Origin of the sequence: Luteococcus sp. H91 (assembly GCF_038433135.1) — a bacterium.
Classification (GTDB): Bacteria; Actinomycetota; Actinomycetes; order Propionibacteriales; family Propionibacteriaceae; genus Luteococcus.
Genome location: NZ_JBCDMV010000011.1, coordinates 25,830 through 44,129, shown reverse-complemented (window position 1 = coordinate 44,129; position 18,300 = coordinate 25,830). Strand labels below are relative to the sequence as shown.

Here is an 18,300-nt window from a genome sequence, read left to right as displayed (position 1 = left end):
CGTGGGCTCTGGGGTGTTAATACTGCGGGTGCTGTGCGGTGGGTTTGGGCTCAGCCCACGGGCGTGACGGTGACCTGGTCGGGCAGCGTCTGATCGGGGTGGGGGAGTTGGGAGCCGGGCAGCGCGGCGGCGCCCGAGCCATAGGCGACGGCCCGACGCAGTCGCTCCGGGGCGTCCAGGCCCTCGACGTCGGCCAGCAGGTAGCCGGCCAGCGAGGAGTCGCCGGCGCCCACGGTGGAGGCGACGGTGATGGCCGGGGGGGTGGCATGCCAGGCGCCGTCGGCGGTGACCAGCAGGGCGCCGGAGCCGCCGAGGGTCACCAGCACGGAGCCGATCCCCTGCGCGGTCAGGCTGCGGGCGGCCTCCAATACCGGCGCCCAGTTGCCCTTGGCAGCCTCGTCCTCCAGCGCCAGCCCGTCGATCCCGCACAGCTGCCCCAGCTCCTCCGAATTTGGCTTGACCAGGTCGGGGGCGGTCTTCGGCAGCACCGCGGCCAGGGCCTGCAGCGGGGCGTCGGAGGTGTCGACGGCCACCCGCACGCCAAGCTCGTGCAGCTGGTTGATCAGGTGGACGTAGGAGTTGGTGGGGGCGCCGGGCGGCAGCGATCCGGCCAGGACGGCCCAGCTGGCCACCGAACCATTGCTCTGCCGGGCAGCGCCCACCACGGTGTTGCGCAGGGTGACCAGCAATTCCTCGTCCAGCGTCGGGCCGGGCTCGTTGAACTTGCTGGTTGTGCCGTCGGCCTCCACCAGGGTCAGGTTGGAGCGCACCGGGCGGCCGGTCGGCACATTGCGGTAGGCGACGCCCAGGGCATCCAGCCCGGCGAGCAGCGGATCCTTGTCGTCGGCGGGCAGCACGGTGATGACCGGCTGGCCGGCCAGTTGGATGGCGCGGGCGACATTGACGCCCTTGCCGCCGGGTTCGCTGGTGGCCGGCCCCAGCCGGTTCACTCCGCCCCGGGTCACGGTGCCCTCAACCCGGGCGGTGCGGTCCAGGCTGGGATTGGCGGTGAAGGTGATGATCATGCGACGACGACCTCAATTCCTCGTTCGGTGCAGCTGCGACGCTGCAGATCGGTGACGGCATCCGTGACGACCACGTCGATGTCATCCATGGTGGCAAAGCTGGTGGCGGTTTCGGCGCCGAATTTGCGGCTGTCGGCCAGGACCACGACGCGACGCCCGCAGCGGACCATCTGTTCCTTGACGATGGCCTCCTCGCTGTCCGGTGTCGAGAGGCCGTGGCCGGCGGAGATCCCGTTGGTCCCCAGGAAGCAGACGTCCACCCGCAGCTTGCTCAGCCAGGCGACGGTGTTGCCGCCGACGCAGGCCTGGGTCACGCCGCGGACGTGCCCGCCCAGCAGCTGGACATCGGCGCTGGTGCGGGAGCTCAGGGTGGCCGCGATTGGCAGTGAATTGGTGAAGATCGTCATCTTGGTGCTGGTGGGGATCGCCGCGGCCAGGCGGCTGGTGGTGGTGCCGGCGTCGATCAGGATGGAGCTGTAGGGCTGGTTGGGCAGCAGCCGCAGGGCCGCCAGCGCGATCCGTTCCTTCTGCTCGGCCGCACTGTTCTCCCGGTCGACGACGGCCAGGTCACCCAGCGGCAGGAATTCCGAGGGCATCGCCCCGCCGTGCACCCGATGCAGAACGCCCTGGCGGTCCAGCACCTCGAGGTCGCGACGGATGGTCTCCGGGGTGACATTGAACTGGTCCGCGACGGCACTGACCTGCACGCGGCCCTGGCTGCGGGCGAGCTGGACGATCAGCTGTCGTCGCTCCTCGGCATACATGCGTGCGTCCTCCTTTGGCGCAACCAGACCCAATTCAACATTGGTTTGTGTCTGATTATGTTTGAAGACTATGGCTATGTGTGGGAATGCACAAGAGGTGAGGCGAAACTTCCTGGGGAACTTTCTCCCGCGGCTGATTTCGTCCAGACCCCTGAAAAGCGTCGGAGGCTTGGTCTAGTGTGTTGCCACACCTGCGTGGAAGCAGATGGTTCTCGATGCTGTCGGCCGAGCTCGGCCGAAGCCGTCGGCGAGACTTGGAAGGGTTTTCCCACATGAACAGTGCATCCGAACTCCGTGGCACCGGCGTCGTCCCCGGGGTCGCCTACGCCCCCGCCATCTGGACGGCCCCACGGCCCCAGCTCCCCGAGCACAGCCCGAACATCCCCGAAAACGGCCGCGACGCGGAGGTGGCCAGGTTCCAGGCCGCTGCCGCCGCCGTCAGCAGCCGTCTCTCCCAGCGTGCCTCCCATGCCACCGGCGTGGCCGCCAATGTGCTGGAGGCCAATGCCTCCATGGCCAGTGACAAGGGCTGGCACAAGGCGATCATCAAGCGGATCAAGACCGGCATGCCCAGCCACCTGGCCATCGCCCGCACCACCGACGAGTTCGTCACCATGTTCGAGAAGATCGGTGGCCTGATGGCCGAGCGCACCACCGACCTGAAGGACATCCGTGACCGGGTGATCGCCGAGGTGCTGGGCAAGCCGGAGCCTGGCGTCCCCACCCCCGAGCAGCCCTCCATCCTGCTGGCCGATGATTTGGCCCCCGCCGACACCGCTGGCTTGGATCCGACCTTGGTGATCGGCCTGGTCACCGAGCTTGGTGGCCCCACCAGTCACACCGCCATCATCAGCCGCCAGCTGGGCATTCCGTGCATCGTGGCCGTCGAGGGCCTGCAGCACATCGCTGCTGGCACCCAGCTGCTGATCGACGGCGCCGCCGGCTCCATCAAGACCGGCGTCGACACCGGCGAGGCCGAAGGGCTGGTCAAGGCCGATTTTGATCGTCGTGAGGCGATCCGCAGCTGGCGCGGACCCGCCCAGCTGGCCGATGGCACCCCGGTTGACGTGCTGGCCAATGTGCAGGACGGCGCCGGCGCCGGCCGCGCCGCCGCCAGCGAGGCGCAGGGCATCGGCCTGTTCCGCACCGAGCTGTGCTTCCTGAGCGCGGAGAACGAGCCGAGCATCGAGGAGCAGGCCAAGATCTACCGCTCCGTGATCGGCGCCTTCCCCGGCAAGAAGGTCGTCGTTCGCACCCTGGACGCGGGCTCCGACAAGCCGCTGAAGTTCGCCAACTTCGACGAGGAGGAGAACCCGGCCATGGGCGTGCGCGGCGTGCGCATCGCCGAGAACCAGCCCGCCATCCTCACCAACCAGCTGGATGCCGTCAAGGCCGCCAGCGACGGCAAGCCCACCTGGGTGATGGCGCCGATGATCGCCACCATCGACGAGGCCAAGGACTTTGCCGCGCTCTGCCGTGAGCGGGGCCTCAAGCCCGGCATCATGGTGGAGGTTCCCGCCGTCGCCGTCCAGGCCGAGAAGTTCCTGGAGCACGTCGAGTTCATGAGCATCGGCACCAATGACCTCACCCAGTACACGATGGCCGCCGACCGGATGAGCCCCAAGCTCGCCAAGCTGACCGATCCGTGGCAGCCCGCCGTGCTGGCCATGATCGGCCTGACCGCCGCGGCCGGCCAGAAGCTCGGCAAGCCCGTCGGTGTCTGTGGCGAGGCCGCCGCCGATCCCTACCTGGCCTGCGTCCTGGTGGGCCTGGGCGTCACCTCGCTCAGCATGGCCGTCGCCGCCATCCCGGCCGTCGGGGCCCAGCTGGCCAAGGTCACCCCCGAGCAGTGCAAGGCCGCCGCCGACGCGGTCCTGGCTGCCAACAACACCCAGGAAGCCCGCGAGATCGCCCGCGCGGCCCTGAGCTGACACACGGGGGCTTCGCCCCCGTGGACCCCCATCGGGGCTGCGCCCCGAGTCTGGCTTGAGCGAGCCCGGCCATCCACTTTGGTGGGTGGCCGGGTTCCCTCTTTTCGGGAGTCGCTCCGCTCCGTTCCTTCTGTTCCGCCCAGGCGTTCGCGCTCGTTCCTCGCGCTGCCTGGGCGGGCTGCTCACGCTCGTTCCTCGCGCTCGCAGCACCCCTCGACAGGCTCGGGGACCGTGGGTGGGTTCGTGGGGCAGGGAGCTGACCACGGCGGCCGAGCCCAATGGGAGTGCAGCCTGTGAGGTCCCTCAGCGGCGAATCACAGCTCCAGGCGGTAGGTGAGCAGGTGCACGTCCTCGCGGGGCGACCAGTCGCGCTCGGGCGTGCGGACGAAACCCAACGAGCGGTAGAGCGCGTGTGCGGTGGTCATCCACTCGGACGACGACAACACGATCGCACTCAGGCCGTCGGCTCGGGCCCGGTCGATCGCGGCCTGCACCAGCAGCCGTCCGACGCCACTGCCCTGGGCGGTCGGGTCCACCCCGAGCACCCGGAACTCACCCTCGCCGGGGCCGGCCACCTCCTGCAGCGGGGAGCCGGCCGGGCACCACGTCAGGGTGCCGACCACCCGAGCACCGTCCAGCGCCACCCACAGTTCGCCGTCGCGATCCCGGGTGGTGCAGTCGCGCAAGACCTCCAGGTAGGGGTCGTCATGCCGCAGCTCCCCGCCGTCCAGATAGGCGTGCACCGCCACCCGGGCCGCGGCCCGATGATCCTCCGCGGTGGCCCGTCGCACCTCGATCCCGCGGGTGGCGACCCGTTCCCCGGGGCGCACCAGCACGATCCGGCCGGATTCGAGGTCCAGCGGCTGCGGCCCGCGGCCACCCCGCTTGGCCTGCAGCACATTGACCTTCTGGAATTCCTTCTCCTCGCGCAGATGGCGCGCGCCATTGTTGAAGGTCTCGAAGAACTCGGTCACGCGTACCTCCCTGGACGCCGGTGAGACGACTCTAGTCCCGGGGCGAATCCCCGGGAGGGCCGGACCGGTAGGTGCGGGTGGCGGTGATCGCGATGCCGACGGCACCGGCGGCCACTGCGGGCCAGATTGCCAGCGCGGCCGCACGCACACTTCGGCCCGTCAGATTGGCCAGGATCCACACCATCCCCACCAGCGCAAGCACTTGCAGGATGCTGACCAAGGCCGCGTACTGAAGTCGGGCATTGCTCATCGTGGCTCCCTTCGGTGGGCGCTCACAGGGTAGTCCGACGAGCACTCACGGGGCGGATTCCGAGAAACGACCGCCAGATCGGTCCCTGCTGCGTGGGCGCCGCGGGGGCGGCCGGATCGGGGTGAATCTGGCGGTCACTTTTCGGAATTGGACGGGCGACCCACCCAAGGTGGGGCCTTGGCCAGCTCGGTCAGCGGGTGCGGGTGGTGCGCCCGGCGGGCACCTCAGCCCAGCGGGACCTCCTCGGGGACCGCCGGGGCGTCGGTGTTGTCCTCCGGCACCTCCAGCTCGGTGACCGGCATGGCGGGCCGCACGATCAGCACCTCGCAGGTGGCGCGCTTGACCACGTCGGTGGCCACTGTGCCCAGCAGCCGATCGGCGATCGACACGTCCTGGATCGCGCCGACGACGATCAGGTCGGCCTGGTGCTGCCCGGCCACCTGCATCAGCGCCGATCCGGGCTCGCCGTCCACCAACAGGGCTGCCTTGACCCGGGCCTTGTGGCTCTTTGCGATCTGAACGGCCTGCTGCACGGCTTGGGTGGCGGCCTGCCGGCCGTGCACCTGCCCCAGACTGGACGCGTCATTGCCCAGGGCGTTGACATTCTTGGCCTCGGCCCGGCGGGACATGCTGGACCAGGCGCAGACGATGATCAGGTCGGAATCCTCCCGGGCGGCCAGCCAGGCGGCCCGGGCCACCGTCGGCTCGGCCAGCGCGGAGCCGTCGGTGCCGACGACGATGGTCTCGTAGTCATTCATGGACATATCAGTGTGCTCCCACCGTTGCGGTTCCGGGTTCGGCGCCAATGTCCTCGACGTCCTTGACGATTGGCGGCTCCTTGATGAACAACATCACCACGCCGGCGATCGCCAGGAAGACCGCCGCGAAGGTGATGGCGTTGACCGGGTTGTCACCCAGCAGGTGCTTGTAGACCCAGCCGAAGGTCAGCGTCTGGATCAGCATCGGGATCACGATCATCATGTTCACGATGCCCATGTAGACGCCGTAACGGGTTGAGGGGATCATCCGCACCACCATGATGTACGGCACGCCCATGATGGAGGCCCAGGCGATGCCCAGACCGACGATGGCCACCATCTCCAGCCAACGATTGTTCATGTGCGGGAAGATCAGCAACCCGGCCGTCGCACACCACAGGCAGATCGCGTGCACCCACTTGGCGCCCAGCTTCTTGGCCAGCGCCACCAGGCTGAAGGCGATGCAGAAGGTGACGATGTTGTAGGTGGCATTCACCTTGCCGGTCTGCGCCACGGCCTCCTGGTAGAGCGCCGACTTGGTGTCCGTCGTGCCGTAGAGCACCTTGGCGATGCACAGGCTGATGAACTGCCAGTAGCAGTTCATGGCGTACCACTGGAAGAAGTAGACCAGTGCCAGCACCTTCATCGCGGTGGGCATGCCGACGATCGCGTCGCCGATCTCGCGGAGGAAGGCCCCGGCGCCGCCGCTGCTCTTCTTCTCTTTGAGGGCCGCCAGTTCGGCGTCGGAGGGAACATTCTCCGGCGTCGAGATGACGGAGACCAGCACGGTCACCAGCGAGCAGACCGAGCCCAGCATGAAGGCGCCGAAGGCCCACTTGGGGATGCCGACGCCGGTGCCCAGGCCGAAGATGGCCTGGAAAAGGCTGATCGACAGGTTGGCCAGGGTGATGCCCAGGCCGGTGAAGAAGCTCTGCGCCAGGAAACCCTTGCCGAGCTGCGACGGGGGCAGCTTGTCGGCGATGAAGGCACGGTAGGGCTCCATCGCGGTGTTGTTGCTGGCGTCCAGCAACCACAGCAGCAGCGCGGCCATCCAGACGGCCCAGACGAAGGGGAAGAGGAACAGGCAGACCGCGCAGCCGATGGCGCCGATCAGGAAGAAGGGACGGCGACGGCCACGGAAGAAGCCCTTCTCAATCCAGGTCCGGTCGCTCAGCGCGCCGATCAGCGGCTGGATGAACAGGCCAGTGATCGGGCCGGCCAGGTTGAGCAGCGGCAGCTCCTCGGGGCTGGCGCCCAGCATCGAGTAGATCGGGTTGATCGCGGTCTGCTGCATGCCGAACGAGTACTGGATGCCGAAGAAGCCGAGGTTCATCAGCAGGATCTGCTTCATGTTCATCAGCGGCTTCTGCCGCACGGTGGTGATGCTGGTGCTCATCGCGCACCTCCCACCGGGGTGGCATTGTTCTGCAGCCACTGGTTGAAGCGCTCCAGCTCCAGCGTCCAGCCCTCGGTGTGCAGCTCACTCTGCGACGGGTCATAGGGGCCTTGGACGATCCGCACCAGGGTGCCCTTCTTGCCCATCTTGGTGAACTCGACGCGCAGTTCCAGCGGCTGGTCGGGGTTGATCCCGTCGTCGCCGGTGATCCGTTGCTTGGCGACGAAGACGTCGGGGCGGAAGAACTCGGTGAAGATCGCGTCGGTGCCGACCACATGGCCGTCGGATTCGCGGATCTTGTCGTGGTGATGCCGGCCGCCCGCGCGTAGGTCACTGCTGACCGTTGCCGGGTCGACGTGCCAGCCGGGGGATCCGCGCCATTGGCTCATCTGTTCCGGGACGGTCCAGGCGTCGAAGATGACCTCCCGGTCATAGGGGAACTCGCGTTCCACCACCAGAATCATGTTGGCGGGCATGCTTCCTCGCATTCCTTGGGTTCCATGGGGGTGCTGGGTCAATATCAGTCCGCCAATCCCGCGCTCGTAAGGGTGTTCACGGAATTCTTGGAGAAAGCAACACACTTGCTTACCAACCGGAAGCAACCGGGCAGTGAGAAGTTTTTCGTTCAAACATCCGATGCACAGATGCCTCCCCGAGCCTGCACAGCAGGCACACAGACTCCGACGCGACGGTGGAGCAGTACCTGAACGAAAGGCTCTGTCACCATGACCTCCGCCGCACTGCTCGACGAGCGAAGGGCGGCTCCCGCCGTCGGGACGCTCGCCGTGAGCGAGCCCGGGCCCGACGCCCACGCCTCACCGCGAACCGTTGCCCAGCGGGGCCGACTGGCCCGCCTCTTCCTAGGATCCGCCACCGACCCGGCCTGGGCCCGCCCGGCGCTCTGGGTGCTGCTGGCGCTCTCCGCCGTCGTCTACCTGTGGAGCCTCACCGTGAGCGGCTACGCCAACGACTTCTACGCCGCCGCCGTGAAATCCGCGACCCAGAGCTGGAGCGCGTGGCTCTTCGGCTCGCTGGACTCCGCCAATGCGATCACCGTCGACAAGCCCCCGGCCTCGCTGTGGGTGATGGGCCTGAGCGCCCGGATCTTGGGCTTCAGCTCCTTCTCCCTGCTGCTGCCGCAGGCCCTGATGGGCGTCGGCACGGTGGCGACGGTGGCCGCCGCGGTGCGCCGCTGGCATGGCCACCTGGCCGGTCTGGTGGCCGGCGCGCTGGTGCTGGCGACGCCGGTTGCCGCGCTGATGTTCCGCTTCGACAATCCCGACGCGATGCTCACCCTGCTGATGAGCCTGGCCGGCTACTTCGTGGTCCGTGCGCTCGACGTGCCCTCGACGGACTCGGCGAGCGTGCCGGGCGGGCCTCTCGCCGGGCCATGTGGTGGATGGTGGCGGCCGGTGCCGCGATCGGCTTCGCCTTCCTCACCAAGATGCTGCAGGGCCTGCTGGTGCTGCCCGGCTTCGTGCTGGCCTACCTGATTGCATCGCGCCACAGCCTGATGACCCGGATCGGTCACCTGCTGGCCGCCTCGGGCAGCATGATCGTCAGCGCCGGCTGGTTCATCACCCTGGTCTCGCTGTGGCCCGCGGCCAAGCGCGCCTACATCGGCGGCTCCACCAACAACCCTGTGGGAACTGGCGCTGGGCTACAACGGCTTGGGCCGCATCTTCGGCGGCTCCGGCAATGGTGGCGGCGGGGGTGGCCAGGGCGGTGGCTTCGGCGGCAGCACCGGCATCTTCCGGATGTTCAACAGCCAGTTCGGTACCGAGATCAGCTGGTTCCTGCCCGCCACGATCATCCTGCTGGTCGCCGGTTTCATGGCCCGCGGCCGTGCCTCCCGCACCGACCGTTCCCGCGCCTCGCTGGTGCTCTGGGGCGGCTGGATGCTCTCCACCGCGCTGGTACTCAGCTTCATGCAGGGCACCGTGCACTCCTACTACGCCGTCGCCCTGACCCCGGGGGATCGCCGCCACCATCGCGGTGGCCGGCCGAGAGGTCTTCCGCGCGGGCTTGCGCGACGGGGTGATCGGCGTCGCCTGGCGCACCGTCCTGGGGCTGGCCATTGCCGTCACCGCGGGCTGGGGCTACCACCTGCTGGCGCTCAACGCGTCGGGCTGGCACTCCTGGATCCGCTACGTGGCGTTGATCGGTGGCATCGCCGGGGCCATGGGCTACGTCGCCCTGGTGGGTGGCGGCCGGATGGGTGGTACCCCGCCCACCGGCACCACCGGCCAGGATGGTGCCGCCCCCAGCGGCGCTGCCCCCACAGGCACGGCCCGGACGGGTACCAGTTCGGGCAGTACCGCCAGTCAGGACGGTGGCCAGGGCGGGCCCGGCGGATCGGCGTCGACCAACTCCGAACTCACCGACCTGCTCAACCAGACCAGCTCCCGGTGGTCGGCGGCCGTGATCGGTGACCAGACGGCGGCGGGCTACATCCTGAACTCGGACACGGCGGTGATGTCGATCGGCGGCTGGAGCGGCAGCGACAACAACGTCACCCTGGAGCAGTTCAAGGCCTACGTCGCCAGTGGGGACATCAGCTACTTCATCTCCGGCGGCGGCATGGGTGGCGGCCCCGGCGGCAACTCCGGCTCGGCCTCCGAGATCACCGAGTGGGTCACCGCCAACTTCAGCTCCACGACCGTGGGCAGCGCCACCGTCTACGACCTGACCAGCGAGAAGTAACCCGGACCCCCAGCAGTACACGCCCCCGGCTTCGGCCGGGGCGCTTCTGCGTCGTCCGGGGTGGGATTGCAGGTTCCAACGTCCTTGGGAAATCGCTCAGCCCACCACAATTGCAGCCCTCTGAAGCATCCCAAGTCCCTACCCTGATTGGCGGCGGAGTTGACCCGGGGTGCACCATGGCAAACATGGCGGCACGATTCATTGAGGCGAACACCTGTCAGGACGCCTGCGGCATCATCAAGACCAAGGACGAGGTGGAGGGTGCGCCCGTCTACCGCTGCCCCGGCTGCGATTCCCGCTGGATCGAGCTTGACGAGCGCACCGGGGAGAAGAACCACCCCAAGACCAAGCAGTCCACCCTGGCCAAGCTGCTGCACCGCAAGTAGCTGCCGCCCCCTCAGATCCAGCCGCGTTCGGCCATCCGGGCCACCGACAGGCCTTGGCGCGCCAGCCGCAGCACCTGTTGTTCGCGCTGGCTGAGCGGGTTGGGGCCCTCCATCAGCGACGCCTGGGCCAGCTCGGCATCCACCACCCGCAGGCCGGCGTGCACCCGTCGGACCGCCTCCGCCAGCTCGTCGGCGGGCGCATCCTTCACGACGCCTGGTGGCTGACCTACCTGGTGGTGGCGTGCGCGCCGGTGGCCCAACCCGACAGGTAGACCAGGGCCTGGGCGACGGCGGCGATCAGGGTCGCCACCACCAGCTTGTTCACCACGAAGCCATAGGACGGCTGCCTGGTCAGGCCCAGCTGGCGACCCCAGCCCAGCATGGATTCGGTGGCGGCCATCGACGCGATGCTGACCGCCGCGGTGGCCGCGCCATAGGCCGCCATCGAGGCCATCACGTAGAACTTCACATTGCCATCACCCGCGGCCTGTTCACCATAGGGGGCGCGGCCGCCGAAGAGCAGGTACATGAAGACCGGCATCAGGAAGGTGAAGGCGATCGTCGGGATGCTGCGCAACTGCCGAATCAGGTCGATCCGGATGTAGGTGGCGTTCATGCTGCGTCCTCGTGGGTGAGTGCAGGGAAGGTGGATTCCAGGGTCGGGGCGCTGATCACCAGATCCCGGCCGCCGGCCCCTCGGCCACCGGGCCGTCGGCCAGGATCCTGCCCTTGCCGATCAGCACCACCCGCTGCGCGAAGTCCTGCGCCTCCTCCAGGTAGTGGGTGGCGAACAGGATGGTCTTGCCCGCCTCGGCCTGGCTGCGCATCGACGCCCAGAAGGCTCGCCGGGCGCCGACGTCCGTGCCGGCGGTCGCTTCGTCCAGCACCAGCAGGTCCGGATTGGTCAGCAGGGCCAGGGCGAACTTGATCCGCTGCTGCTCGCCGCCGGAACACTTGGAGACCTTGCGGTTGGCCAGGGCGGCGATGTTGGCCTGCGCCATCACCTTCGCCGCCCGGCCGGGAACCCCTTTGCAGGGCGGCGATTGAGCGCACCGTCTCGCCCACCGTCAGGTCACGCAGCAGGCCGCCAGTCTGCAGCACCGCGCCGATCCGGCCCGTGGCGATCGCTTGCGAGGGGCTGCCGTCGAAGACCTTCACCGATCCGGAGGTGGGGCGGGTGAAGCCCAGCACCACGTCCAGCGTCGTGGTCTTGCCGGCGCCATTCGGCCCCAGGAAGGCCACGATCTCGCCGGGTGCGATGCCCAGACTGATCCCGTCGACGGCCCGCACCGTACCGGTGCCGGAGCCGAAGTGCTTGTGCAGATCCGTCAGCTCGATGCAGCCTCCCCGGCCATGCCCGTGTACGCCTCGGGTGGCTGTCACGTCCTGGCCATGACAGGTGTCATGACCGCGCGGCACAGGCTGAAGCCTTGCGGAGGCTCATGGTCAGGTGACCACTTCCGGAAAGTGACCACCAGATTCCGCCGACCTCGGCCGCCGCCAGCCTCGGGGGCCTGCTGGGGCAATATCTGGCGGTCGGTTTTCGGAATCCGCCGATTCAGCTGACCCGGGATGAACCCTGTTGGTGCCGGATGCAGCTCTTTCGTGGCTTGTCGCGGCGCCCTGCCGGATGGTCGTGGTGTGAGTTGGAGCCCGTGTCCGCGTAGGCTCGGAGTATGTGTGCATCGAGCCCTGGCCCTCTGAAGCGGGTCACCCTGCTTGGTGCCTGCGCGCTCCTGGTGCTGGCCGGCTGCACGCCCGAGCCGGCCGCACCCAACCCCGGTGGTGCCAGCGGCTCACCCAGCGCCACGGATTCGGCCAGCCAGCCGGAGCACACCGAGAGCCAGATCAAACCGGACCCCAACCAGCCGTCCGAGGCGCCCGTGGTCTGGAGCAGCACGGCCTCGCGACCGGCCAGCGACGTGGTGAACGCGTCGGGGCACGCCATTGTGCTGGCCAGCGTGGACAAGCACCTGGAACTGCAGGAGCTCGACCTGGCCAATGGTTCGGTGAAATGGGCACATCAGGTGAGTTCCTCCATGGTGCCGCCGCAGTTTGCGATGCCCGTCACCGTGGTGCAGGGGCGCTATGTGGCGGTGCTCGAACCGCTGCGTGGCCCCGGGCAGCGCGCCCGCCTGCGGCTGCTCGACGTGCAAGAGCGTGGCAAGGCGATCAACGACACCGGGATCTTCCAGTTCACCAGCTTTCCCGAGGTCTGCCCCGACGATTCGGCTGCTGTGTGTGCCAAGGCCCTGGCTGGGGTGAAACCGGTCGAGGTACGGCTGCCCGTCCGGAGTCGCTGGACCGCAAGCCCCCTGCCCGACGTGGGCGACAGCTATGAAGACCTGGGCCGCTATGGGCTGGTTCGTTATCTGGAGCCCAAGACCCGCAAGGCCGCGATCGGTGTGGAGCGCAAGGGCAAGCTGGTCTGGCACCGGCTGGAGGCCGACATGTTCGGCAAGCTCTCGCCCAATGGCGGCTGGAACTTCAACGGCTTCGGAAAGGTGATCTACGGCACCGTGGGCCTGCCCCGGGCCGGGGTGGTGCACCCGATGCCCCAGCGCCGGCTCACCCTCGGCTTCGACGCCAACACCGGCGCGACCAAGTGGAAGATCCCAGGGGCCGATATCGGCTGCAGCTCGCGCACCGACGTGGTCCTGGTCTGCGAGTGGAAGGCCGGCACCGTGCGTCCCAGCGGCGTCATCGACGGGGGCCGGATGGTGGTCTCCAGGATCGACCCCAACAACGGGCATCGGGTGTGGACCAGCCGTCCTTTCGCAGTGGGTGGGCGTGATGCGGGTGCGCTCGGCACCAGCGGCACAGGCGTCGTGGTGAACGAACCGGGTGGCCGCACCTTCCTCAACGCCCTGACTGGGGCCGCCCGCCCGGCGCTGCCCAGTGACGTCACCTGGCGACGCGTCAACATCCAGGTGGCCAGCACCGACGTCCACTACCGCGGCAATGCCAAGCTGACCACGCGCACCGCCACCGTGAATCGTTTTGAACCGGCCACCCAGCCGGAGCACTTCTACCAGCCGCTGCCTGAGCAGACCGGCGCCACCTTCGGCAACCTGCGGGTGCTGAGCCTGGACGGCCGGGTGATCGCCCTGCGTGTCGGCGGATGACCTGGTGGACCCTGCCTCTGGGGATGGTGGTCGGGGCGGTGATGGGCAGCCTCGGCGGCGGCGGTGCCATCCTCACCGTGCCGCTGCTGGTCTACCTGCTGCACCAGAGCCCGCATGTCGCCACCGAGGGATCCTTGGTGATCATCGCCATCTCGTCGCTCGTTGGGTTGTGGCCGCACGCCCGGGGTGGGCGGGTCCGCTGGTTCGACGGAGCCCTGTTCGGTGCCCTGGGGATCGTCGGATCCATGGCGGGTTCCGCCGCCGCCTCGCGTGTTCCCGGTGCTGTGCTGCTCAGCCTGTTCAGCGTCCTGCTGTTGGTGGTGGCCGGTTTGATGTTCCGTTCGGGTCGGCGCGGACGCAGTGACGGTGCCGGCGTGCCCCGACCCTTCTGGCAACTCCTGCTGACCGCCACCGCGGTGGGAATGCTGACCGGCTTCTTCGGAGTGGGCGGCGGGTTCGCCGTGGTTCCCGCGCTGATCCTGGTGCTGGGATTCCCCGTCCGGCAGGCGATCGGGACGTCGCTGCTGGTGATCGCGATCAACTGCCTGACCGCCCTGGGCTCCCGGCTGGCGATCGGGGTGCACCTGGACTGGGCCGTGATCCTACCCTTCGCGGTGGGCGCCAGCCTGGGCAGCCTGGCGGGTGGGCGGATCGCCCGACTGGCCGATCCACGCCACCTGCAGTTCGCCTTCGCCTGCCTACTGGTTGGCCTGTCGCTGTGGATCGGCGTGCAGAACATCCCGGCGCTGTTCTGACTCACCCACACATGGAGGAGGCCGCCGACGCACTGCGTCGGCGGCCTCCGGACTGTTCGTCGAGGATTCAGCTGGCCAGATGGAGCGGCTGGTGCACCCGATCAGTTTCTCGGTTGGCCAGTACCAGTTCAGCGGTCTGGCGGGGATCTGGCGCGTCGATCAGCCACAGCGTGGCGGCGATCAGCCAGAGGGCGGCAACAATGCCGACGGCGGCAAGTGCGGTCATGGGTTCTCCTGTGGGGTGGAGAAGCACTGATCAGTGCTTCCTCGAAACGGTGGTCCCCCGATCACCGCACCTCGTCATCGAGGTGAAGAGAACTGTAGCGCCCCTGGTGGTGAATTTCACCAATGCCCGCCCATGACAAGACCCGACCTCCCCAGAAGGGGGGGGCCGGGTCATGGCGGCGCTGGGTCTACTGTGCAGCCTGCTGTGGCGGCTGCTCGTCATCCCTTCAAGCGACCTGCTGCATCCCCTCGCGCTGACGGACGTCGTCGAGCGTGATGGGTTCGCTGCGGTCGGCCAGGATCGCGTCGACGCTGGGACGCGCCTTGCTGCCATCGGCCAGCCAGAGAACGCCTGCAACCAGCCACAGGGCGGCAACGGCGATGATGAGAGCAACCATGACGAGTCCTTCGGTAAGGAGCGTGAGCAATGTCCTACTGGTTGCGGCCCCCGCCGCGAAGTTCTGCTTCCCTGGGCCCGCGGCCAAGGAGTCTTCCTGCTGGCGGTCCCCACCGCCTGTCTCGATGCTCGCATTGTTGAACTGGCCGTCGCAACCAAGTTGGGCGTCAGTGCGGCAGATCTTCAGTTTCGTAAAGCGCTCTGACTAGCGGTTCTGGCGGCAGATCTGCTCTTGGACAAGTGTCTGACTAGGGCCTTTTCGTGGTGCTGGCGGTTGGCCGTCGTTCTGGCCCGTCACCGGATTCGGGTACTCTCGAACTCCCATGCGTGACCTCCAGCAGACCCCGGCAGTCGCTGGCAGGAGTGCATCGCGATGAGCACCTCGGCCTTCGAACACATCTCCCCGGCATGGCCCGGCCGCGCCCCGTGGGGAACCGCCCGCAGCCTGCGCGCCTGGCAGCAGGAGGCGCTCGAGCTCTACCTGCGCGACGAGCCCCGCGACTTCCTGGCCGTCGCCACCCCCGGCGCAGGCAAGACCACCTTCGCGCTGCGGATTGCCGCCGAACTGCTGCACCAGCGGATCATCGCGCGGATCATCGTCGTCGCCCCCACCGAGCACCTCAAGGTGCAGTGGGCCGAGGCGGCCAGCAAGGTGGGCATCAACATCGATCCCGGGCTGGGCGGCTCCATGCGCGGCCGCTCCAAGGAATTCGAGGGGATCGCCGTCACCTATGCCGGCGTCGCCGCCCGGGTGCACCACTACCGGGCCAGGGCGGAGAACTTCAAGACCTTGGTGATCTTCGACGAGGTGCACCACGCCGGCGACGCGCTGAGCTGGGGCGACGCCATCCAGGAGGCCTTCCAACCCGCCGTGCGTCGGCTGGCGCTGACCGGTACCCCCTTCCGTTCCGATGAGTCGCCGATCCCCTTCGTCACCTACGAGGAACTGCCGTCGGGCGCCAAGCAGTCCCGGGCCGACTACACCTACGGCTATGCCGAGGCACTGCGCGACAATGTCGTGCGCCCGGTGATCTTCATGGCCTACGGCGGCCCGATGCGCTGGCGCACCAAGGCGGGCGAGGTACTGGCCGCCAACCTGGGCGAGGCGCTCACCAAGGACCTCACCGCCCACGCCTGGCGCACCGCGCTGGACCCGAAGGGTGAGTGGATGCAGTCGGTGCTCAAGGCCGCCGACATCCGGCTCAGTGAGGTGCGCCGGCACGTCCCCGACGCCGGTGGTCTGGTGATCGCCACCAACCAGACCCAGGCCCGCGCCTATGCCAAGATCCTGCACCACGTCACCGGCCAGAAGCCGACGGTGGTGCTCTCCGACGAGGAAGGTGCCTCCAAACGGATCGAGGCCTTCAGCGGCTCCGACGACCGCTGGCTGGTGGCGGTCCGGATGGTCTCCGAGGGCGTCGACGTGCCCCGGCTGGCCGTCGGGGTCTACGCGACGGCCACCTCCACGCCCTTGTTCTTTGCCCAGGCCGTCGGGCGCTTCGTGCGGACCCGCCGCCGGGGCGAGGTGGCGACGGTCTTCCTGCCCACCGTCCCGGTGATCCTCTCCCACGCCGCCCTGCTGGAGCAGCAGCGTGACCACGTCCTCGGTGGCCGCAAGAAGTCCGACGAGGACGACCTGTTCGCCCAGGAGGACCTGCTGGTGGAGCAGGCCAACCAGGACGCGAAGGCCTCCGACGACCTGCTGGGCGAGTGGGAGGCGCTGGAATCCGTGGCGCAGTTTGACCACGTGATGTTCGACTCCCAGCAGTTCGGGCTGAACGCCGAACCCAGCTCCGACGAGGAACGCGACTATCTGGGCCTGCCCGGCCTGCTGGAGCCCGAGCAGGTGACTGACCTGCTGCGGGAACGACAGCGCCGCCAGCTCAAGCGGCAGGAACGGCGGGACAAGAAGGAGCACGTTGCCCCGGAGATCAGCCTGCACCGGGCGCTGGAGACCAAGCGCAAGGAGCTCAACTCGCTGGTCAGCCAGTACGCGCGCTCCCGCGGCATACCGCACTCCCACATCCACGCCGAACTGCGACGCCAGGCCGGCGGCCCGCCGCTGTCCCGGGCTTCCACCGACCAGGTGGACTCCCGGATCCGGCTCATTCGCAAGTGGCACACGGGCAAGTAGACCTGGGCGCCTGCCGCAAGTGGAAGCTGAGAGCAGGGATAGTGCATTAGATGAGTTGATCTTGGTTTCAGTGGCCATTTGTGGCAGCGGGGAGTTTTCCACAGCCGCGGTGAGTGGGCGGGTGTTTTCCACAGGTGCCGGTTCCGTGACAATTCTCGAGGTCCGATTTCGAAACTCTCTGGTGTGAGCGACTCAATTGAACCCCTCGGGGGAGTGTGGACAACCAGACAACTCAACGATGCGGGCCTGGGACAGACTCTCATCCGCCAACGCCTACGGAGCGGGTCCCTGCGGCATCTCCGCCGGGGCTGGTATGCCGAGGCACGATCGGACGGCACCGTGGAGCGTGCCGTCAAGCTACGTGGCTGCGTTGGCTGTGTCTCTGCACTACGACTGCACGGCGTCTGGGTGGCGGAGAACACCACCCTCCACATCCGCACGGACCATCACGAATCCGGCCGTCTACCGGTGGGGGTGGTTCGGTGCAGACCGGTGGGCGGCCCGGACAGGTCACCTCGGAGCGGAGTCGATGATGTGCTGACCGCTCTCCGCTCCGCCTGGCGTTGTCTGGATGAGGACAACTTCATCGCTGCGGTTGACTCCGTGGTTCATCACAAGCTGGCCACCCTCGGCGAGGTGCGAGCGGCCCTGGGTGGGATCCCCCGGGCAGAACAGGCGCTGGATCGCTGCGACCGGGCCGAGTCCGGTACCGAGACGTTCACCCGGCTTCGGCTGCGCAGCCGGAAGGTTCAACTGCGTACCCAGGTTCAAATTGGTGAGGTTGGGCGGGTGGACCTGTTGGTGGGGGAGCGGCTCATCATCGAGGTGGACAGCAAGGCCCACCACACGGGTGAGGAGAACTACGCCAAGGACCGCGAGCGAGATCTGGAGCTGAGAGCCTTGGGATACATCGTGGTTCGGCTCACCTACGAGCAGGTGATGTTCGGCTGGGCGACGGTGGAACAGTCCCTGCTTGCCATGATCCGCCGGGGGGATCACTGGTGGGGTGCCCGACGCGGATTGAAGGCCGCCTGACCCGTGCCACAAGTGGCGGCCAGAACCAAGATCAACGCAATAGAAGCACTACCCCCGGTCTCAGCTTCCACTTATGGCAACAGGTCGGGGGAAGAACGGCAACGTGCCCCAGCCGATGGCTGGGGCACGTTGTGGAAGGTCTGGGTCAGCGCTGCTGCAGGATGGGCGCGACGGGTGATGACTGGTGGGTGAGGGCGGGTTCGGCGAAGAGCGCCGCCACCGCGATCAGGGCCACGGCGGCGATTCGGGTGCGCAGCCGATGCTCCTGTCCGGGGTCTGTGCCAATCTTCATGTACTCGACAGTACGGTGACCAGACGGTCGGCACAACGGGTTGGACAGCCCCAAAGCCCAACAAGTTGCTGAGATTTCCTCAAGAAAGCAACGAAAAACACCGGCCGATCGGCAGCCGGAGGCGGCTGATCGGCCGGTGTTCGTGATCCG

Annotated in this window: 22 protein-coding genes and 1 pseudogene; 9 read left to right on the top strand and 14 right to left on the bottom strand. The window is 68.0% G+C overall.

The genetic code is table 11. The features are described from left to right. Positions 1-50: 50 nt before the first annotated feature. Positions 51-1,025, bottom strand: a complete 975-nt coding sequence (locus AAEX57_RS07285) for a 1-phosphofructokinase family hexose kinase (RefSeq protein WP_342091681.1) — start codon at positions 1,023-1,025, stop codon at positions 51-53. After that, on the bottom strand, positions 1,022-1,789 hold the full coding sequence (locus AAEX57_RS07280; protein WP_342091680.1) for a DeoR/GlpR family DNA-binding transcription regulator: 768 nt from the start codon (positions 1,787-1,789) through the stop codon (positions 1,022-1,024). The genes AAEX57_RS07285 and AAEX57_RS07280 overlap by 4 nt, the downstream gene beginning before the upstream one ends. A gap of 272 nt (positions 1,790-2,061) precedes the next feature. Here AAEX57_RS07280 and ptsP point away from each other — a divergent pair, with 272 nt between their 5' ends. Continuing rightward, a complete protein-coding gene (ptsP, locus tag AAEX57_RS07275) occupies positions 2,062-3,720 on the top strand; it encodes a phosphoenolpyruvate--protein phosphotransferase (protein WP_342091679.1) in 1,659 nt (552 codons plus the stop codon). A 314-nt stretch (positions 3,721-4,034) separates the two neighbouring features. Here the strand turns inward: ptsP and AAEX57_RS07270 are convergent, their stop codons facing one another. From AAEX57_RS07270 to AAEX57_RS07250, 5 genes are all read right to left on the bottom strand, one after another. After that, positions 4,035-4,694: a GNAT family N-acetyltransferase gene (locus AAEX57_RS07270; RefSeq protein ID WP_342091678.1), complete on the bottom strand. Its 660-nt coding sequence runs from the start codon at positions 4,692-4,694 to the stop codon at positions 4,035-4,037. 31 nt (positions 4,695-4,725) lie between these two features. Then, on the bottom strand, positions 4,726-4,944 hold the full coding sequence (locus AAEX57_RS07265) for a hypothetical protein (RefSeq protein WP_342091677.1): 219 nt from the start codon (positions 4,942-4,944) through the stop codon (positions 4,726-4,728). A 224-nt stretch (positions 4,945-5,168) separates the two neighbouring features. Beyond that, the gene (locus AAEX57_RS07260; RefSeq protein ID WP_342091676.1) at positions 5,169-5,702 is read right to left on the bottom strand and encodes a universal stress protein; all 534 of its coding nucleotides are present in this window, start codon (positions 5,700-5,702) and stop codon (positions 5,169-5,171) included. Positions 5,703-5,709: 7 nt separating this feature from the next. Then, entirely contained in the window at positions 5,710-7,098 is a 1,389-nt protein-coding gene (locus AAEX57_RS07255; RefSeq protein WP_342091675.1) for an MFS transporter, read from the bottom strand. Beyond that, on the bottom strand, positions 7,095-7,574 hold the full coding sequence (locus tag AAEX57_RS07250) for an SRPBCC family protein (RefSeq protein WP_342091674.1): 480 nt from the start codon (positions 7,572-7,574) through the stop codon (positions 7,095-7,097). Before AAEX57_RS07250 ends, AAEX57_RS07255 begins: the two co-directional genes overlap by 4 nt. A 249-nt stretch (positions 7,575-7,823) precedes the next feature. Between AAEX57_RS07250 and AAEX57_RS07245 the strand changes: the two genes are divergently transcribed. The 4 genes from AAEX57_RS07245 (at position 7,824) to AAEX57_RS07230 (ending at position 10,187) form a co-directional block, all read left to right on the top strand. Continuing rightward, the gene (locus AAEX57_RS07245) at positions 7,824-8,591 is read left to right on the top strand and encodes an ArnT family glycosyltransferase (RefSeq protein ID WP_342091673.1); all 768 of its coding nucleotides are present in this window, start codon (positions 7,824-7,826) and stop codon (positions 8,589-8,591) included. Next, positions 8,489-9,139, top strand: a complete 651-nt coding sequence (locus AAEX57_RS07240) for a glycosyltransferase family 39 protein (protein WP_342091672.1) — start codon at positions 8,489-8,491, stop codon at positions 9,137-9,139. Before AAEX57_RS07245 ends, AAEX57_RS07240 begins: the two co-directional genes overlap by 103 nt. After that, positions 9,094-9,801 (top strand): hypothetical protein, encoded by a 708-nt coding sequence (locus AAEX57_RS07235; protein ID WP_342091671.1) that lies wholly within the window; start codon positions 9,094-9,096, stop codon positions 9,799-9,801. Before AAEX57_RS07240 ends, AAEX57_RS07235 begins: the two co-directional genes overlap by 46 nt. Positions 9,802-9,986: 185 nt before the next feature. Then, complete coding sequence (locus AAEX57_RS07230) at positions 9,987-10,187, top strand: hypothetical protein (protein WP_342091670.1); 201 nt, start codon at positions 9,987-9,989, stop codon at positions 10,185-10,187. Between the two features lie 11 nt (positions 10,188-10,198). Here the strand turns inward: AAEX57_RS07230 and AAEX57_RS07225 are convergent, their stop codons facing one another. The 4 genes and pseudogenes from AAEX57_RS07225 to AAEX57_RS07210 form a co-directional block, all read right to left on the bottom strand. Continuing rightward, positions 10,199-10,396, bottom strand: coding sequence for a hypothetical protein (locus tag AAEX57_RS07225; RefSeq protein WP_342091669.1), 198 nt, complete (start codon positions 10,394-10,396; stop codon positions 10,199-10,201). 17 nt (positions 10,397-10,413) lie between these two features. After that, entirely contained in the window at positions 10,414-10,803 is a 390-nt protein-coding gene (locus AAEX57_RS07220; RefSeq protein ID WP_342091668.1) for a hypothetical protein, read from the bottom strand. A 55-nt stretch (positions 10,804-10,858) separates the two neighbouring features. Next, on the bottom strand, positions 10,859-11,188 hold the full coding sequence (locus AAEX57_RS07215; RefSeq protein ID WP_342091667.1) for an ATP-binding cassette domain-containing protein: 330 nt from the start codon (positions 11,186-11,188) through the stop codon (positions 10,859-10,861). A 79-nt stretch (positions 11,189-11,267) separates the two neighbouring features. Next, positions 11,268-11,429: pseudogene (locus AAEX57_RS07210) on the bottom strand (ATP-binding cassette domain-containing protein); the annotation flags it as partial. A gap of 434 nt (positions 11,430-11,863) precedes the next feature. Here AAEX57_RS07210 and AAEX57_RS07205 point away from each other — a divergent pair. Both AAEX57_RS07205 and AAEX57_RS07200 read left to right on the top strand, forming a co-directional pair. Continuing rightward, a complete protein-coding gene (locus tag AAEX57_RS07205; RefSeq protein ID WP_342091666.1) occupies positions 11,864-13,312 on the top strand; it encodes a hypothetical protein in 1,449 nt (482 codons plus the stop codon). Then, entirely contained in the window at positions 13,309-14,067 is a 759-nt protein-coding gene (locus AAEX57_RS07200; protein WP_342091665.1) for a sulfite exporter TauE/SafE family protein, read from the top strand. Before AAEX57_RS07205 ends, AAEX57_RS07200 begins: the two co-directional genes overlap by 4 nt. A 67-nt stretch (positions 14,068-14,134) precedes the next feature. Here the strand turns inward: AAEX57_RS07200 and AAEX57_RS07195 are convergent, their stop codons facing one another. Beyond that, positions 14,135-14,293 carry a hypothetical protein gene (locus AAEX57_RS07195; RefSeq protein ID WP_342091661.1) on the bottom strand — a complete coding sequence of 53 codons (159 nt, stop codon included), beginning with the start codon at positions 14,291-14,293 and terminating at the stop codon, positions 14,135-14,137. A 226-nt stretch (positions 14,294-14,519) separates the two neighbouring features. Beyond that, positions 14,520-14,690, bottom strand: a complete 171-nt coding sequence (locus AAEX57_RS07190; RefSeq protein WP_342091660.1) for a hypothetical protein — start codon at positions 14,688-14,690, stop codon at positions 14,520-14,522. 372 nt (positions 14,691-15,062) lie between these two features. On the opposite strand from AAEX57_RS07190, the gene AAEX57_RS07185 reads away from it, so the two are divergent. Next, complete coding sequence (locus AAEX57_RS07185; RefSeq protein ID WP_342091659.1) at positions 15,063-16,823, top strand: DEAD/DEAH box helicase; 1,761 nt, start codon at positions 15,063-15,065, stop codon at positions 16,821-16,823. 534 nt (positions 16,824-17,357) lie between these two features. Continuing rightward, positions 17,358-17,858: an endonuclease domain-containing protein gene (locus tag AAEX57_RS07180; RefSeq protein WP_342091658.1), complete on the top strand. Its 501-nt coding sequence runs from the start codon at positions 17,358-17,360 to the stop codon at positions 17,856-17,858. A 145-nt stretch (positions 17,859-18,003) separates the two neighbouring features. Here the strand turns inward: AAEX57_RS07180 and AAEX57_RS07175 are convergent, their stop codons facing one another. Next, on the bottom strand, positions 18,004-18,150 hold the full coding sequence (locus tag AAEX57_RS07175) for a hypothetical protein (protein ID WP_342091657.1): 147 nt from the start codon (positions 18,148-18,150) through the stop codon (positions 18,004-18,006). Between the last annotated feature and the right edge of the window lie 150 nt (positions 18,151-18,300).

What these genes read in the sequence shown, in the direction of transcription:
- AAEX57_RS07245 (WP_342091673.1), top strand. Translation starts at nt 7,824, where the DNA reads ATGACCTCCGCCGCACTGCTCGACGAGCGAAGGGCGGCTCCCGCCGTC.
- AAEX57_RS07220 (WP_342091668.1), bottom strand. Translation starts at nt 10,803, where the DNA reads ATGAACGCCACCTACATCCGGATCGACCTGATTCGGCAGTTGCGCAGC.
- AAEX57_RS07205 (WP_342091666.1), top strand. Translation starts at nt 11,864, where the DNA reads ATGTGTGCATCGAGCCCTGGCCCTCTGAAGCGGGTCACCCTGCTTGGT.
- AAEX57_RS07265 (WP_342091677.1), bottom strand. Translation starts at nt 4,944, where the DNA reads ATGAGCAATGCCCGACTTCAGTACGCGGCCTTGGTCAGCATCCTGCAA.
- AAEX57_RS07195 (WP_342091661.1), bottom strand. Translation starts at nt 14,293, where the DNA reads ATGACCGCACTTGCCGCCGTCGGCATTGTTGCCGCCCTCTGGCTGATC.
- AAEX57_RS07250 (WP_342091674.1), bottom strand. Translation starts at nt 7,574, where the DNA reads ATGCCCGCCAACATGATTCTGGTGGTGGAACGCGAGTTCCCCTATGAC.
- AAEX57_RS07240 (WP_342091672.1), top strand. Translation starts at nt 8,489, where the DNA reads ATGTGGTGGATGGTGGCGGCCGGTGCCGCGATCGGCTTCGCCTTCCTC.
- AAEX57_RS07255 (WP_342091675.1), bottom strand. Translation starts at nt 7,098, where the DNA reads ATGAGCACCAGCATCACCACCGTGCGGCAGAAGCCGCTGATGAACATG.
- AAEX57_RS07230 (WP_342091670.1), top strand. Translation starts at nt 9,987, where the DNA reads ATGGCGGCACGATTCATTGAGGCGAACACCTGTCAGGACGCCTGCGGC.
- AAEX57_RS07190 (WP_342091660.1), bottom strand. Translation starts at nt 14,690, where the DNA reads ATGGTTGCTCTCATCATCGCCGTTGCCGCCCTGTGGCTGGTTGCAGGC.
- AAEX57_RS07185 (WP_342091659.1), top strand. Translation starts at nt 15,063, where the DNA reads ATGAGCACCTCGGCCTTCGAACACATCTCCCCGGCATGGCCCGGCCGC.
- AAEX57_RS07175 (WP_342091657.1), bottom strand. Translation starts at nt 18,150, where the DNA reads ATGAAGATTGGCACAGACCCCGGACAGGAGCATCGGCTGCGCACCCGA.
- AAEX57_RS07200 (WP_342091665.1), top strand. Translation starts at nt 13,309, where the DNA reads ATGACCTGGTGGACCCTGCCTCTGGGGATGGTGGTCGGGGCGGTGATG.
- AAEX57_RS07260 (WP_342091676.1), bottom strand. Translation starts at nt 5,702, where the DNA reads ATGAATGACTACGAGACCATCGTCGTCGGCACCGACGGCTCCGCGCTG.
- AAEX57_RS07215 (WP_342091667.1), bottom strand. Translation starts at nt 11,188, where the DNA reads ATGGCGCAGGCCAACATCGCCGCCCTGGCCAACCGCAAGGTCTCCAAG.
- AAEX57_RS07280 (WP_342091680.1), bottom strand. Translation starts at nt 1,789, where the DNA reads ATGTATGCCGAGGAGCGACGACAGCTGATCGTCCAGCTCGCCCGCAGC.
- ptsP (WP_342091679.1), top strand. Translation starts at nt 2,062, where the DNA reads ATGAACAGTGCATCCGAACTCCGTGGCACCGGCGTCGTCCCCGGGGTC.
- AAEX57_RS07285 (WP_342091681.1), bottom strand. Translation starts at nt 1,025, where the DNA reads ATGATCATCACCTTCACCGCCAATCCCAGCCTGGACCGCACCGCCCGG.